This is a genomic window from Gordonia sp. OPL2 (assembly GCF_003797825.1).
Classification (GTDB): domain Bacteria; phylum Actinomycetota; class Actinomycetes; order Mycobacteriales; family Mycobacteriaceae; genus Gordonia.
This window is the reverse complement of sequence record NZ_RKME01000003.1, coordinates 151,739-165,985: the sequence shown is the minus strand read 5'-3', so window position 1 is coordinate 165,985 and position 14,247 is coordinate 151,739. Positions and strand designations below refer to the sequence as shown.

Genomic DNA, 14,247 nt, shown 5'->3' with positions numbered 1-14,247 from the left:
CGCACCCAGGTTCTATGCAACAGGGTTCATATGCACCCGGTTGCGTATGGACGTGGACGGACCGTCAGACAAGCACCCGGTCACGGTGCGTCAGCCGTCCGTCACGGAGCTCGACGACGTCGTCGGCGATGTCGGTGACACGGGGATCATGGGTGATGAGCAGGGTCGATCGTCCCCGGGCCAGCCGTCGGAGAGGTTCGAGAATGCGTTGCGCGGTTTCGTCGTCGAGTCCGGAGGTCGGTTCGTCGAGCACGAGGACGGGGCTGTCGCGCAGGATCGCCCGCGCCATGGCGATCCGCTGTCGCTGACCGCCCGACAGGGTGAGGCCGTCCTCGTCGAGCTCGGTGTCGTAACCGTCGGGGAGTTCGGCGATGAACGAATCGGCGTCGGCGGCCAGTGCGGCACCGATGATCTCGGTGCGGGTCGCGTCCGGCCGCCCGTAGGCGATGTTGTCCGCCACGGTCGCCGCCTTGATGACGGGCTGCTGAGGCAGAAGCGTGACGTGGTCACGGATCGATTCTCCGGTCAGGTCGGCGTAATCCATCTCGCCCAACGTGATGGTGCCCCCGCCGGGACGGTCGAATCGGCACAGCAGAGACGCGAGCGTGGATTTGCCGGCGCCACTGGGACCGACGAGCGCGGTGATCCGGCCGGGATGGAGGTCGAGCGACACACGATCGAGCACCGTGGCGTCTCCACGGCGCAGGGTGACATCGCGAACCGAAACGGTGTGGTCGTCGCCGGAGTGCGGGACCGCGTCGTCGCGATCGGCATCGGTGGGGGTGAGGTCGAGGAGTTCGGCGATCCGTTCCGCGCTCACCGCTGCCGAGGCGAGGGACAAGCGGACCTCGGCGAGTTCCTGCATCTTCGGGTAGAGCATGCCGAGATAGCCGGTGAGAGCGAGCAACTGGCCGACGCTGAGCGAACCCTGTCGGACCTGCCAGACTCCGGCGACGGCAATGGCCAGGGTGACGATGACCTGACCGAAACCCATCACCGCTCCGAATCCGGCCTCGATCCGGGTCTGCGACAGCCGAGCCCCCAGCCAGGTGACCCCGTGGCTATGCAGCCGGGCGTGCTCACGTCGCTGCTGGTTGTAGGCGACCGCGGTCTCGTGACCGCTGAGCGCGCTCTGCACGGCGACGGCGATGTCGGCGTTGGCAATCCGTTCGTCGCGGGTGACCACGGTCTGGCGGCGCCCGTAGGCGGCGGAGACGGCCCAGAGCACGGGTACCGCAGCGATCGCCACCAGGGCGACCTGCCAGCTCATGAGCAGTGCGGCGACCACGAGTCCGACGGTGTTGGTGATCGCGACGATGAACTGCATGACCCCGGAGCCGATCAGGTACTCGACGGCCTCGAGGTCGCCCGAGTGGCGGGTCACCATGTCGCCCAGGCCGAATCGACGGTGGATGACCGGGTCGAGTCGCTGCACGTGGGCGAACAGACCGTCGCGCAACCGCAGCACGACCCGCTCGGAGATGCCGACCGAGACGACCTGGCCGAAATAGTCGGCGCCCGTCGAGATCGCCGTGATCAGCAGCCACAGGGCGGCGAGTCTGACGAAGGCGATCGTACTGTCGGCAGACAGCGCACCGTCGATCACGTCGGACAGCACGAAGATGGCGAGGATCTCGCACGCTGTCGCGATGAGGAGAAGTGTTGCGGCCAGAATGAAGCGGGAGCCCTCACCCCGAAGGGTCGGAACAAAGCGGCGGTAGGCCTCGCGTGCGGTCATCGAAGGAGTCCGATCGGGTCACGATGCCGCGCCCGGGGACAACGCGGTCTGCTGTCCCCGGACGCGGCGTGGATGGGTCAGGTCGGGCGTCGACTCAGAACCAGGCCCAGTCCCAACGGTGCAGGCGACGGTTCCACACGCGACGACGACGCCGGCGTGGCGGTGCGGGGTGCTGCTGCTGACCCGGGCGCGGACCCTGTCCGGGGTTCTGTCCTGGCTGAGGCATCGATGTTCTCCTTGTGTTCTGGTCGGCGACCGTGCCGACCAGAGGAAAGGTATGGCCGCGACCTGCGGGCGGCCTTGCCTGCAGCTGGGAGAACGCTGTCAGGGCAGCGCGGGCGTCGACAACACCGCGATGCCGAGCCAGATCAGGGCACCGACCTTGACGACCTCGAGGCCGACATAGACCAGATGGGCGTGACTGCGTGGGCCATCGTGGCCGGCGAGTACCCGGTTCGATCGGCGCGTGAGGATCGGGCGCACCCCGACGAGCTGCAGGACGAGCGTGACGACCGCGACCCCCGCCGCCAGCGGGATCGTGGCACCCGAGAAGGACCCGAGTGCCACCGCGATGACGATGGCCGCCGCCCAGGCGAGTTCGCATGCGTTGAGCGCGCGGAACACCAACCTGCCGATACCGAGTCCGATCGGCAGTGTGACCCCGGGTGCCCGGAACTTCAGTGGCGCCTCGAGGAACGAGATGGCGAAGACCATGCCGAGCCAGAGGAACGTGACGGCCGTGACCGTGCCCCCTGCGGCCGTCATCGGCTACCCGTCCGCACGAGCGCGGGGCCGACTGTCTCGTCGTGGATGCGATCCTGCGCGACCTCGCGGTCGAGGAACTCCTCGCGCATGCTCGTCAGGAAACCGGTCGGCCCGCACAGTGGTGCCCGCCCGCTGTCTCCGATGTCGATGTCGTCGAGTGCTCCCTCCACGGCGGGCAGGGTGGCGCGCTGGGTGGTCGACAGCATGGCGTCTCCTATCTCGTTGTCGAAAACTCTTGTGTGGAAGCGAAACCCGGTCATCCTGCACTGGCGTCGTGGATGTCGGCCCGCGAGGTCAGAGACAGCAGGACGGAGGTGGTGGGCTCGGCGACGAGGTCGGCGACCGTCTCCTCGTCGAGGCTGGCGAAGAACGCCGACCTCGCCTGGGCGAGGGCCCCGCGGAGCCGGCAGCCGTGGCGCAGCGGGCAGGGGACCGGGCCGTTGCAGTCGACGACCTCGCCCTCGCCCTCGAGTGTTCGGGCGAGCCAGCCGATCCGCGCGTCGCGTCCGAGATCGGTGATCGCGAGTCCTCCGGAGCGGCCACGGCGGGCGTGGACGACACCCATCTCCGAGAGGCGGCCGACGACCTTGGCGACGTGGCTGTACGGGACGGCGAGCTCGCCGGCGAGATCCTTCGTGGTCAGTGTCGCGGCGCTCCGGATGGCGGGCTCCGGCGTTGTCGCCGAGCGGCTTTCGTCGGCGACCGCCAGACGCATGACGACCCGCAGTCCGATGTCGGTGAAGCGGGTCAACTGCATCCATCGAGTGAACCATAATTCGCATCTCTGATGCATATTATCGAGGTGACGCCCGTCACGGTGACCGACCTGTGCGTACCGGGCGCGGAGGTGGGCGACCATGCCGCAGACTGATTCCCATGGCGACACCCGAAACGCGATCGCGCGGATTCCTGTCCTGGCGGAAGGTCGACGGTGGGGGAGTCATCGCGCCGGACGAACGACTGAGTTGGCCGCGGACGGTGGGGATCGGACTGCAGCACGTGGTGGCCATGTTCGGCGCCACCTTCCTGGTGCCCGTGCTCACCGGCTTCCCGCCTGCGACCACGTTGCTGTTCTCCGGGATCGGCACCATCCTGTTCCTCCTGATCACCCGGAACCGCCTGCCCAGCTACCTCGGGTCGAGCTTCGCGATCATCGCGCCGGTCCTGGCCGCGACCGCTTCCGACGGTCAATCGGCTGCGTTGGGCGGCATCGTCGTGGTCGGGGCGCTGCTCATCCTCATCGGCGCGATCGCACACTTCGCGGGCATCGGCTGGATCGAGGTGCTGATGCCGCCGGTGGTGACCGGCACCATCGTCGCGCTCATCGGGCTGAACCTCGCGCCCACGGCGAAGACCAATTATGAGGAGGACCCGGTCATCGCCACCGTGGTGCTGGTGCTGCTGGTCGCCTCGGTGGTGCTGTTCCGCGGTCTGCTCGGTCGTCTCGCGATCTTCCTGAGCGTCATCCTCGGGTACGTCATCTCGCTGCTCTTCGACAAGGTCGACACCAGCGGGATCGCCGACGCCACATGGATCGGGTTCCCGGAGTTCCACACTCCGACGTTCCATCTCTCGGTGATCCCGATGTTCCTACCGGTGGTGTTGGTGTTGCTCGTCGAGAACATCGGCCACGTGAAGTCGGTGGCGACCATGACCGGGGTGAACTATGACCGACGCATCGGCCGGGCGCTGGCCGCGGACGGACTCGCGACCGTGCTCGCCGGCAGCGGCGGTGGATCGGCGACCACGACGTACGCCGAGAACATCGGCGTCATGGCCGCCACGAAGGTGTATTCGACTGCCGCCTACTGGATTGCAGGCGTGGTTGCCGTCCTGCTCGGTCTGTCGCCGAAGGTCGGTGCGGTGATCGCGGCGGTCCCGCCCGGTGTGCTCGGTGGCGTGACCACTGCGCTCTACGGTCTGGTGGGCATTCTCGGCGTGCACATCTGGGTCACCAACCGGGTCGACTTCTCCAAGCCTGTCAATCAGTTCACCGCGGCGATTCCGCTGGTGATCGGGATCGCCGACTTCACCTGGGTCATCGGCGACCTGAACTTCGGCGGCATCGCCCTGGGCGCGGCGGCGGCACTCGCCATCTATCACGCCATGACCCTGATCGGCCGTTGGCGTGGAACGGTGACGAACTGAGACGAGGCGTCAGTCGTCGTTACCCGGGAGGCCGAGGACGAAACCCAGGCCGATGACGATGCACGAGACGAGGGCCACGGCGGGCATCACCCACATGTAATCCATGGTGGTGATGCTACGAGGACAGTCGCCCGAATGTCGGGTTTCGCCGACCGCGAGGGACTTTCGTCGCACGAGGATCCGACCTGCGTCCCGGCGGTAGGCTCACGTGCCATGGCAGCCGACGACACGCAGGACGACGGACACGAGCGCGATCGGGTGGAGGTCGGTGCACTGGCGATCAACGTCGCGATTCCCGGGCATCTGCAGTGGACCGACTCGCGACGAGACGTCGAGTTCCTTCTGACCACCCTGAACGTGCGCATGTTGCCCGATGGCCGGTTGGCCGCGAAGGCCTACGGTCGTCCCACCGCGGGCGGGCGGGGTGCCTACACATCGTTCCGCGTGCCCGAACGACCCGAACTCGTCGCTCTGATCGACCGGGCGGCCACACGGGCCGGCGAGATGTGGTCGAACCATCGCGGAGTCGGCGCCCACGGCTGACGGCCCGGCGCACTCGGCCTGCCGGGACGGCCTAGCGCAGGCCGAGTTCGGCGCTCTGCGCCAGCACCTCGCGCCGCGATGTGAGGCCGAGCTTCGCCAGTACCGCCGACACGTGATGGTCCGCGGTCTTCGATGAGATGTACAGGCGTGCCGCTATTTCCGCGTTCGAGAGTCCATCGGCCACCAGTCGGGCGACCTCGAGTTGTCGATTGGTGAGCCCACCCGGGTTGACGCGCGTGGCGTGGCGAGGCCGGTGCGGCAACTCGCTGTGGCCTTGCTCCCGCAGCATCGCGCGCGCACGATCGGCAGTTCCCAGGGCGCCGAGCCCGTCGAGCATCGTCACGCCCCGCGCCGGCTCGTCGGAGTACAGCCACGACATCGCAGCGGAGAAGTGGTCGCCGGCGTCGTACCACCAGCGGGCCGCGTCTGCGTGTCGCCCCTCGATCGACAACCGATAGGGTTCGGCGAGCGGCCCTGTGGCACTGGGCAATCCCAGCCGCATCCGCCAGACGGCGAGGCAGCCCGACGCCCACTCGGTACCCGGCAGATCCAGCGGGTCGGCGGCGATCACCCGCTCGTCCGGGTCGCCGGTCATCCAGCTGACCTCCGCGAGTGCGGCGAGCACGGCCAGACGCCGCAGGGGTTCGTCGATCCGGTCGGCGAGACCCCACGCGTCCTCGAGATCAGATTCGTCGAACGGCGCACCGCACCGGAGGGGCACGAGCACCTTCACCAGATGCGGCCAGAGTGTCGCGATCGGCATCCCGTTCGCCTCGATGACTGCCCCGGCGTCCTCGAGAGCGCCACTCCACTGCCCCCGCGTCAGATGCAGACGGCTCCGCACGGCCGTCTGCCAGTGCCGGCAGATCTGGATGTCACGTTCGACGGTGAAGGGCAGTCCGTCGGCGAGGACCCGATCGGCCGCCCGATACCGACCCTGTTCGACATCGAGGCTGGCGATCTGCGAGTACACCGTGGACGCGAGTTCGTCGAAGCCGAATGCGCGCGCCGTCTCCATGTGCGTGAGAAGCCTGGACCGCGATGCGGTGTCGCCGCCGGAGAGGGCGGCCGAGTCGGACACGACGAGATTCCACAACCGAATCAGCTCGTCGGGTGTCGTGTCCGACTCGGCCAGCAGGCTGTGCGTGTCCGCGACATCGCCGCGCATGAATGCGAGGAAGGCCCGCTGGATCTGGGCGTGCCCGTAGGTGTCGGTGGCGCCGGTCTCCTGCGCTATCTCCGACGCGCGTGCCAGATGCGACTCGGCCCGTCGGCGCTGCGCGCTGTAGTACTCGTAGACCCCCACCGCCGTGTGTGCGGTCGCCAGGCCGCGTGCGTCACCGAGTTCGGTCCACAGCGGGAACGTCGCATTGACCGTGGCGATTGCATCCGGCAACCGACTGATCATGTACTGCTCGTTGGCCAGTGCCAACAGCAATTCGGCGCGTTCCCGCGGGCCGGCCGAGCGCTGGTGTCGTCGGGCGATCTCGTAGTAGGCGACCGCCTCGGTGTGGGCACCGCCTCGGATCGCGTCCTCGGCTGCCGCGACGGCGTGTCGAGCGGCCCGTTCATGGTCCTGCGCGGCGACGGCATGGTGGGTCAACACCGACGGGTCCACGGAATCGAGGCGCTCGAGGGCGTCGAGCAGTCGCGCGTGCAGGTGGCCGATCCCGCCCGGTGGGATCGTCGACTCGACCGCGCGTCGTGCGAGCTCGTGTCGGAACACGATGCCCTCCGATCGCCAGTCGAGCAGATCGGTGTGCATCGACCGTCGGAGAGTCGGGTGGTCGATGTGCAGCGCGGGTAACGCATTGTCGGAGAGTCGATCCGGTGACGCCGCGATGAGTTGCAGGATCTCGAAGTCGGTTGCAGTCACCTTGGTGGTCCGCGCCAAAACCGCATCGCGGACCGTGGCCGGGATCGGGAGATCGGGATCGCGCGACACCTCGGTGGCGAAATAGGGATTGCCGCCCGTGACGGCGTGCACCTGCATCGGGTCGAGTCCGGTGCCCGCCACCATCTCGGCGATGGCGTCGAGGCTGAGCGGCGGGAGTTCGATCCGCGAGACCTGTTCGGCGAGCAGTGTACGCGCGGGTGCCTGTGGGTCGAGTTCGCGGTGGGTGAGCAACATGACCAGCGGCATCGACTCGATGCGGCGACACAGGAACCGCAGGACGTCGCTCGACGCGACGTCGGCCCAGTGCAGATCCTCGACGATGAGCAGCGTGGGTTCCGCGCCCAGGTGGGCGAACGCGGCCTCGCACACCTCGGACAACATCGCCGGGGCGCGGCCGACCCCGAGATCCTTGATCGGTCCGAGCGGCCTCGGCGTGTCCAGGGGATCGCACGTGACGCGAAGGACTCGGATCACTTGCACGGTCGAACAGATCTGTGTGACCAGACTCGTCTTGCCCGCCCCGCTCTCGCCGGAGATTGAGAAGGCGGCGCCGACGGTCGGCAGCTCCTTGAGCGCGGCCTCGATCTGCGCCACCTGATCGGCCCGCTCCAGCAATCGCACCCACCGAGTGTAGGCCCGACGAATCGGACACGTAGGGATCTCTGCCCATGCCGGACGGGAGGTGCGGTGACGAAGATAGGAGGCGGCTCCCGATGCCGGTGACCTGCCGTCGGACCGATCGTGGATGACACACCGGCACTTCGGTCGGTGAGCGACAGGAACACTGTCGTCCCCCTCACGGATGGAGATCCGATGACAACCTCAGTATCCCCGGATCGCGTCGCTCTGCGGGCGCGACAACAGAAGGTGTGGAGCAGCGGTGATTACAACCGCATCGCCGCGCTCACCGTTCCGGTCAACGAGCGGACCGTGGCGACCGCGGCAATCGTTCCCGACGAGCATGTGCTCGACGTCGCCACCGGCACCGGACACTCGGCTCTCGCCGCAGCCCGTCAAGGTGGCCGGGTGACCGCCATCGACTACGTTCCGACGCTCCTCGAGATCGCCCGGAGGCGTGCCGCGGCCGAGTGTCTCGACGTCGACTTCGTCGAGGCGCCTGCCGAGGTGTTGCCGTTCGGCAACGGCGCTTTCGACGTCGGCATCTCGACGATCGGCATCATGTTCGCCGCCGACCACGATCAGGCCGCGCGCGAACTGGCACGCGTCGTGCGACCCGGTGGCCGGATCGTGGTGACGAGCTGGACCTCGGACGGTTTCGTCGGTGGCATGCTCGCCGCCGTCGGCAAGCATGTGGCACCACCGCCCGGTGCCCGCCCGGCGACCCTGTGGGGCGAGGAGGGCCATGTCGCATCGTTGTTCGGCGACCGCGTCGCATCCCTGCGGTCACACACCGGCACGCTGACCGTTCGATTCACCGATGCGGACGAGTTCGCGGACCTGTTCCTGGGGTATTACGGACCGACCTTCTCTGCGGCGTCCACCCTCGACGACGATGGCCGCGCGTCGCTGCGCGCCGACCTGATCGCACTCGCGGAATCGCGACAGACGCGCATCGTCGGTGGGATCTCGATCGACTGGGAGTATCGCCTCGTCGAGGCGGTGCGGTCATGACACGGCAACGCAGCACATCTCGTCGGAATGTCGTGTCGGGTCTCGCCGCGGCCGCGACGTTGACCGTGGCGGTCGGGCTGACCGCCCAGGTGGGGTCGACGGCGTCGGCGGCACCGGCCCGCACACCGGGTGCCACGCTGTCGATCGTCGACCAGAACGTCACCGGCGCCGGCAAGAACCGGATCATCATCTACGGTCTCTATCCGATGCAACGAGCCGATGCCGTCGGCTTCGTGACCCACATCAACGACAGAGGCTGCGGTGGAATGCATTACATCGTTCTCGGTGATGACGGGAAGGAGCAGTATCTCTACGACCGCAACTTCCCGGGGACGTCGGTCGGCACCGAAGGGTTCCTCCGGGCCTCCGACCGGGGTCTCGAGTACCTCCGGGAGATCGTCGTCCCGAGCCGTGTGCTGGATGAGGATCGGGATGGCCGCGACGAGATCTTCGTGCGCGTGCGATTCGTCGACGGCGACTGCGCACCCCGGGTGCAGACCACCAACGTGGTCACCGGCACGTTCTGAGGTCGTGCGATCGCAACAGGCGGTGCTCACCGGATCGGGGAGCGGACGCAAGCAGATACGTCCGCTCCCACGGTCGGGTGTGCCCCCGGCAGGACTCGAACCTGCGACCTAGGGATTAGAAGGCCCTTGCTCTATCCACCTGAGCTACGGAGGCATGTGCCACTCGGGGCGGCAGCGGAGGCGAGTATATCCCGTCCTACAGTTGATCCATGACCAGCGCGACGCCGACAGCCCCGGCCGAGCCCGGCCGGGACGCGATGCAGGAGCAGCGCGGCGCGGTGGCGGGCCTCTCCTGGGCGCTCGGGTGGCTCGCCGGGATCGTGGCGATCATCGTGACCGCGTTGTCGGCGGCCTCGGCCGTCCGTCTGGCAGGCGTCCCCGATCCCGGCTGGCTGACCACCTACGGCGTCCCGACGGTGACCGCGATCGGCGAGGTCAGTGCCGCGATCGCCCTCGGTTCGGCGGTGTTCGCGACATTCTTCGTCCCCCCACAGCGCGATGGGGTGCTCGACGTCGGCGGCTATCGGGCCATCCGGATCGCGGCGACGGCGGCGCTGACGTGGAGTGTGTGCGCCGTCCTGCTGATCCCGCTGTCGATCTCGAATGTCAGTGGCCAGCCGTTGGCGACAACACTGCAGCCGTCGAATCTGATCAACGCCTACTCCCAGGTCGCCGACGCCCGCACGTGGCTCTGGACGGCGATCTTCGCGATCGCGGCCGCCGCCGTGGCCCGCATCATCCTGCGCTGGGGATGGTCGGTCGCGGTGATCGGCCTCGTCGTGTTGAGTCTGATGCCCGCGGCGCTCGCCGGTCACTCGTCGACCGGCGGCAATCACGACATCGCCACCAACAGCCTCATCTTGCACATCGTGGGCGCGACCCTGTGGATGGGCGGACTGTTCGCGGTGGTCACGTATGCGCTGGCGAACGGGCGGTGGCGGGTACTGGCGGTGCGGCGGTTCTCGCGTGTGGCGTTCTGGTGCATCGTCGTCGTCGGCGTCAGCGGCGTGATCAACGCGCTGGTCCGTGTGCCGCTCGGCGATCTGTTCACCGACATCTACGGGCAGTTGGTGCTCGCCAAGGTCGCCGCGCTGGTCGTTCTCGGCGGCCTCGGTGCCTGGCACCGTCGGGTCACGATCGCGCGCCTCGAGGACGAATCCGCCGCGCGATCGGTGTTCGTGCGTTTCGGCATCGTCGAGACGCTGGTGTTCGCCGTGACGTTCGGTCTCGCCGTCGGGCTGTCACGGACGCCGCCGCCGGCCGGGGAGAACGCGGACATCTCCGCGGTCGAGTCGACCATCGGCTACGACATCGACGGGCCGCCCACCTTTGCGCGCATCCTCGTCGACTGGCGTTTCGACCTCATGTTCGGCACCCTCGCGGTCGTTCTCGCGGCCGTCTACCTGCGGGGTGTCCTGCGACTGCGCCGTCGCGGCGATGCCTGGCCGGTCGGTCGGACGGTGGCGTGGATCCTGGGGTGCCTACTGCTGCTCTTCGCGACGTCGTCGGGCTTGGGACGCTACTCGCCGGCGATGTTCAGCATCCACATGATCTCGCACATGATCATGTCGATGATGGTTCCGGTGCTATTGGTACTCGGCGGGCCGGTCACGCTTGCGCTGCGGGCGCTGCCGCCGGCCGGCCGGGGCAATCCGCCCGGTCCGCGCGAATGGATCCAGACCGCGATCCACAGTCCGCCGTCGCGTTTCCTCACCCATCCGGCCATCGCGGCGGTGCTGTTCGTCGGCAGTTTCTACGCGCTCTACCTGGGTGGTCTGTTCGACGCGGTGGTGCAGTATCACGCCGCGCACCTGCTCATGAATCTGCACTTCCTCCTCAGCGGCTACCTGTTCTACTGGTTGGTGATCGGGATCGATCCGGCCCCGCGACAGGTGTCTCCGGTCGCCAAGCTCGGCATCGTCTGGGGTTCGCTGCCGTTCCATGCGTTCTTCGGTGTCGCCCTGATGATGACGAGCGCGGTCATCGCCGAGGCCTACTACCGCAATCTGAATCTTCCGTGGAACTACGACCTGTTCGATGATCAGCGGGTCGGTGGTGGCATCGCGTGGGCCGCGGGCGAGATCCCGCTCGTCGTGATCATGCTGGCACTGCTGGTGCAGTGGCGACGGCAGGACGAACGGCAGGCGAGACGGTATGACCGCCGTGCCCTGCGCGATCACGACGCCGATCTCGAGGGGTACAACGAGATGCTGAAAGAGCTCAACAAGCGTTCCTGACACCCACCGCCGCGTGCCCAGAATCTCGCCGATCGTGCCCATAATCTCGCCGATCGTGCCCATAATCTCGCCGATCGTGTCCAGAATCTCGCCGATCGTGTCCGGGCCGCGCTGCCCCCGGCATCAGACGAACTCGATCGCCCATCCCGAGGGCACGCATCGGGGTCGAGTTGTCCACAGATGTTCTCTCGGACCGTGCATCACGGCTGTCGTGCTCGAAGCTGGCTGCAGCCACGACAACCCGTGGCGAGGGAGAACCCGAGGAGCCGACATGTACGAGACCTATACGACCGTCATCGGGACAGTGGTGTCCGAACCGCGACGCCGGCAGACCAACGGCGGGGAAGAGGTGATCTCGTTCCGGGTCGCCTGCAACTCGCGCCGCATCGACAAACGCACTCAGGAATGGATCGACGGACCGACGCTGTATCTGACCGTCAGCTGCTGGCGGCGACTGCTTGCCGGCGTGGGCTCGGCGATCGCCAAGGGACGCCCGGTGATCGCGCACGGGCAGATCAAGACCAACGAGTACACCACCGCGGATGGTGAGCGTCGTGCCGATCTCGAGATGACGGCCAACGCGGTCGGTCTCGACCTCAGCCGGTGTGTCGTGTCCTTCGAGGGACCCTCGGGCGGTGAGCGCACGCCGGCCATCACGGCCGTGGACAGCGGGCGTCTCGGGGAACCCGTGCGCGCCGACGACGATCGCGCGATCGCCGAGGCGAAGACCGCGGCCTGAGGTGCACCGGCCGGGTGGCGTGCAGCGTCGGGGGCGCCACCCGACCGGGCCCGTGGCCGCCGCCGACGGCGCGCGCCGGTCACCGGGGGATCGCGTGATGATCGCTGCCCACTAGGCTGGTGGTCGTGTGTGCACGCTTCCCGCGTGCACCGGAGCAATCACTGCTGACCATCCCAGCGGGCACCGAGCAGGTCTGAAGGAGTTTTCTGTGGCTGAGTTCATCTACACGATGAAGAAGGTTCGCAAGGCGCACGGCGACAAGGTCATCCTCGACGACGTCACCATGTCGTTCTACCCGGGCGCCAAGATCGGCGTCGTCGGCCCCAACGGCGCCGGCAAGTCATCGATCCTGAAGATCATGGCGGGCCTCGACCAGCCGTCGAACGGCGAGGCCTTCCTCGACCCCGACGCGACCGTCGGAATCCTCCTGCAGGAGCCACCGCTCAACGAGGAGAAGACGGTCAAGGAGAACGTCGAGGAGGGGATGGGCGAGATCAAGGTCAAGCTCGACCGTTTCAACGAGATCGCCGAGAAGCTCGCCACCGATTACTCCGATGAGCTCATGGAGGAGATGGGCAAGCTCCAGGAGGACCTCGACAACAACGACGCCTGGGACCTCGACTCGCAGCTCGAGCAGGCCATGGACGCGTTGCGATGCCCGCCCGGCGACTCGCCGGTCACCCACCTGTCCGGTGGTGAGCGTCGCCGAGTGGCCCTGTGCAAGCTGCTGCTGCAGAAGCCGGACCTGCTGCTGCTCGACGAGCCGACCAACCATCTCGACGCCGAGAGCGTGCTCTGGCTCGAGCAGTTCCTGGCGTCCTACCCGGGCGCCGTGCTCGCCGTGACCCACGACCGGTACTTCCTCGATCACGTGGCCGGCTGGATCTGCGAGGTCGACCGCGGCAAGCTGCACCCGTACGAGGGCAACTACTCGACATACCTGGAGAAGAAGGCCGAACGCCTCGAGGTCCAGGGAAAGAAGGACCAGAAGCTGCAGCGGCGGCTGAAGGAGGAGCTCGCGTGGGTCCGGTCCGGTGCCAAGGCGCGCCAGACCAAGAACAAGGCCCGCCTGGCCCGCTACGAGGAGATGGCGGCGGAGGCCGAGAAGACACGCAAGCTCGACTTCGAAGAGATCCAGATCCCGACACCGCCGCGCCTCGGAGACGTCGTGGTCGAGGTCAACAATCTCGACAAGGGCTACGACGGCCGCGTCCTGATCAAGGATCTGTCGTTCTCGCTGCCGCGCAACGGCATCGTCGGTGTGATCGGTCCCAACGGTGTCGGCAAGACGACCCTGTTCAAGACCATCGTCGGACTCGAGGAGCCGGATTCGGGCACCGTGAAGGTCGGCGAGACCGTCAAGTTGAGCTACGTCGACCAGAACCGCGCGAACATCGACCCGAAGAAGAACGTCTGGGAAGTCGTGTCCGACGGCCTCGACTACATCGAGGTGGGCCAGAACGAGATGCCGTCGCGGGCCTACGTGAGCGCCTTCGGTTTCAAGGGGCCGGACCAGCAGAAGCGTGCCGAGGTGCTCTCCGGTGGTGAGCGGAACCGGCTCAACCTCGCGCTCACCCTCAAAGAGGGCGGCAACCTGATCCTGCTGGACGAGCCGACCAACGACCTCGACGTCGAGACTCTCGGCTCACTGGAGAACGCCCTCGAGAAGTTCCCCGGCTGCGCCGTGGTCATCTCGCACGATCGCTGGTTCCTGGACCGCACCTGTACCCACATCCTGGCGTGGGAGGGCAATGTGGCCGAGGGACAGTGGTTCTGGTTCGAGGGCAACTTCGAGGCCTACGAGGCGAACAAGGTCGAGCGCCTCGGTGCCGACGCGGCACGTCCGCACCGCGTCACGCATCGCAAACTGACCCGCGACTGATCCATCGGTCGGCCGTGCCCGATCGGCGAGACCGGGGGCACGGTCGGCGAGATCCGGGGCACGGTCGGCGAGGGACACGGGGGACACACCCCGGCGAAGGCCGACCGCGATGCGGTCACGATCACTACCATCGCAAGAG

General features: G+C 67.5%; 12 protein-coding genes and 1 tRNA gene. 7 read left to right on the top strand and 6 right to left on the bottom strand.

Annotated features, from left to right (window positions below):
* Window positions 1-64: 64 nt before the first annotated feature.
* The 4 genes from EEB19_RS05270 to EEB19_RS05255 form a co-directional block, all read right to left on the bottom strand.
* Window positions 65-1,738: an ABC transporter ATP-binding protein gene (locus EEB19_RS05270; RefSeq protein ID WP_187583849.1), complete on the bottom strand. Its 1,674-nt coding sequence runs from the start codon at window positions 1,736-1,738 to the stop codon at window positions 65-67.
* Window positions 1,739-2,062: 324 nt separating this feature from the next.
* A complete protein-coding gene (locus EEB19_RS05265; protein WP_187583847.1) occupies window positions 2,063-2,503 on the bottom strand; it encodes a hypothetical protein in 441 nt (146 codons plus the stop codon).
* Complete coding sequence (locus EEB19_RS05260; RefSeq protein ID WP_187583845.1) at window positions 2,500-2,709, bottom strand: hypothetical protein; 210 nt, start codon at window positions 2,707-2,709, stop codon at window positions 2,500-2,502. Before EEB19_RS05260 ends, EEB19_RS05265 begins: the two co-directional genes overlap by 4 nt.
* Window positions 2,710-2,759: 50 nt before the next feature.
* Complete coding sequence (locus EEB19_RS05255) at window positions 2,760-3,260, bottom strand: Rrf2 family transcriptional regulator (RefSeq protein WP_187583843.1); 501 nt, start codon at window positions 3,258-3,260, stop codon at window positions 2,760-2,762.
* Window positions 3,261-3,379: 119 nt separating this feature from the next.
* Here EEB19_RS05255 and EEB19_RS05250 point away from each other — a divergent pair, with 119 nt between their 5' ends.
* Together EEB19_RS05250 and EEB19_RS05245 are read left to right on the top strand one after the other, a co-directional pair.
* Window positions 3,380-4,651 (top strand): uracil-xanthine permease family protein, encoded by a 1,272-nt coding sequence (locus EEB19_RS05250; RefSeq protein WP_187583841.1) that lies wholly within the window; start codon window positions 3,380-3,382, stop codon window positions 4,649-4,651.
* Between the two features lie 213 nt (window positions 4,652-4,864).
* Window positions 4,865-5,194 (top strand): hypothetical protein, encoded by a 330-nt coding sequence (locus tag EEB19_RS05245; RefSeq protein WP_187583839.1) that lies wholly within the window; start codon window positions 4,865-4,867, stop codon window positions 5,192-5,194.
* A gap of 31 nt (window positions 5,195-5,225) precedes the next feature.
* Here EEB19_RS05245 and EEB19_RS05240 read toward each other — a convergent pair whose 3' ends face one another.
* A complete protein-coding gene (locus EEB19_RS05240; protein WP_262365447.1) occupies window positions 5,226-7,712 on the bottom strand; it encodes an AAA family ATPase in 2,487 nt (828 codons plus the stop codon).
* A gap of 192 nt (window positions 7,713-7,904) precedes the next feature.
* Between EEB19_RS05240 and EEB19_RS05235 the strand changes: the two genes are divergently transcribed.
* Together EEB19_RS05235 and EEB19_RS05230 are read left to right on the top strand one after the other, a co-directional pair.
* Window positions 7,905-8,723: a class I SAM-dependent methyltransferase gene (locus tag EEB19_RS05235; RefSeq protein ID WP_187583837.1), complete on the top strand. Its 819-nt coding sequence runs from the start codon at window positions 7,905-7,907 to the stop codon at window positions 8,721-8,723.
* Window positions 8,720-9,250 carry a hypothetical protein gene (locus EEB19_RS05230; protein WP_187583835.1) on the top strand — a complete coding sequence of 177 codons (531 nt, stop codon included), beginning with the start codon at window positions 8,720-8,722 and terminating at the stop codon, window positions 9,248-9,250. The genes EEB19_RS05235 and EEB19_RS05230 overlap by 4 nt, the downstream gene beginning before the upstream one ends.
* 80 nt (window positions 9,251-9,330) lie before the next feature.
* On the opposite strand, the gene EEB19_RS05225 is transcribed toward EEB19_RS05230, so the two are convergent.
* Window positions 9,331-9,404, bottom strand: a tRNA-Arg gene (locus EEB19_RS05225).
* 55 nt (window positions 9,405-9,459) lie between these two features.
* On the opposite strand from EEB19_RS05225, the gene EEB19_RS05220 reads away from it, so the two are divergent.
* The 3 genes from EEB19_RS05220 (at window position 9,460) to ettA (ending at window position 14,108) form a co-directional block, all read left to right on the top strand.
* Window positions 9,460-11,487 carry a cytochrome c oxidase assembly protein gene (locus EEB19_RS05220; protein WP_187583833.1) on the top strand — a complete coding sequence of 676 codons (2,028 nt, stop codon included), beginning with the start codon at window positions 9,460-9,462 and terminating at the stop codon, window positions 11,485-11,487.
* A 271-nt stretch (window positions 11,488-11,758) separates the two neighbouring features.
* Complete coding sequence (locus tag EEB19_RS05215) at window positions 11,759-12,226, top strand: single-stranded DNA-binding protein (protein ID WP_187583831.1); 468 nt, start codon at window positions 11,759-11,761, stop codon at window positions 12,224-12,226.
* Between the two features lie 208 nt (window positions 12,227-12,434).
* Entirely contained in the window at window positions 12,435-14,108 is a 1,674-nt protein-coding gene (ettA, locus tag EEB19_RS05210; RefSeq protein WP_187583830.1) for an energy-dependent translational throttle protein EttA, read from the top strand.
* The last annotated feature ends 139 nt before the right edge of the window (window positions 14,109-14,247 follow it).

Bases quoted from the DNA above. Each gene is read 5' to 3' on its own strand.
- EEB19_RS05270 (WP_187583849.1), bottom strand. From the start codon at position 1,738: ATGACCGCACGCGAGGCCTACCGCCGCTTTGTTCCGACCCTTCGGGGT.
- EEB19_RS05265 (WP_187583847.1), bottom strand. From the start codon at position 2,503: ATGACGGCCGCAGGGGGCACGGTCACGGCCGTCACGTTCCTCTGGCTC.
- EEB19_RS05260 (WP_187583845.1), bottom strand. From the start codon at position 2,709: ATGCTGTCGACCACCCAGCGCGCCACCCTGCCCGCCGTGGAGGGAGCA.
- EEB19_RS05255 (WP_187583843.1), bottom strand. From the start codon at position 3,260: ATGCAGTTGACCCGCTTCACCGACATCGGACTGCGGGTCGTCATGCGT.
- EEB19_RS05250 (WP_187583841.1), top strand. From the start codon at position 3,380: ATGGCGACACCCGAAACGCGATCGCGCGGATTCCTGTCCTGGCGGAAG.
- EEB19_RS05245 (WP_187583839.1), top strand. From the start codon at position 4,865: ATGGCAGCCGACGACACGCAGGACGACGGACACGAGCGCGATCGGGTG.
- EEB19_RS05235 (WP_187583837.1), top strand. From the start codon at position 7,905: ATGACAACCTCAGTATCCCCGGATCGCGTCGCTCTGCGGGCGCGACAA.
- EEB19_RS05230 (WP_187583835.1), top strand. From the start codon at position 8,720: ATGACACGGCAACGCAGCACATCTCGTCGGAATGTCGTGTCGGGTCTC.
- EEB19_RS05220 (WP_187583833.1), top strand. From the start codon at position 9,460: ATGACCAGCGCGACGCCGACAGCCCCGGCCGAGCCCGGCCGGGACGCG.
- EEB19_RS05215 (WP_187583831.1), top strand. From the start codon at position 11,759: ATGTACGAGACCTATACGACCGTCATCGGGACAGTGGTGTCCGAACCG.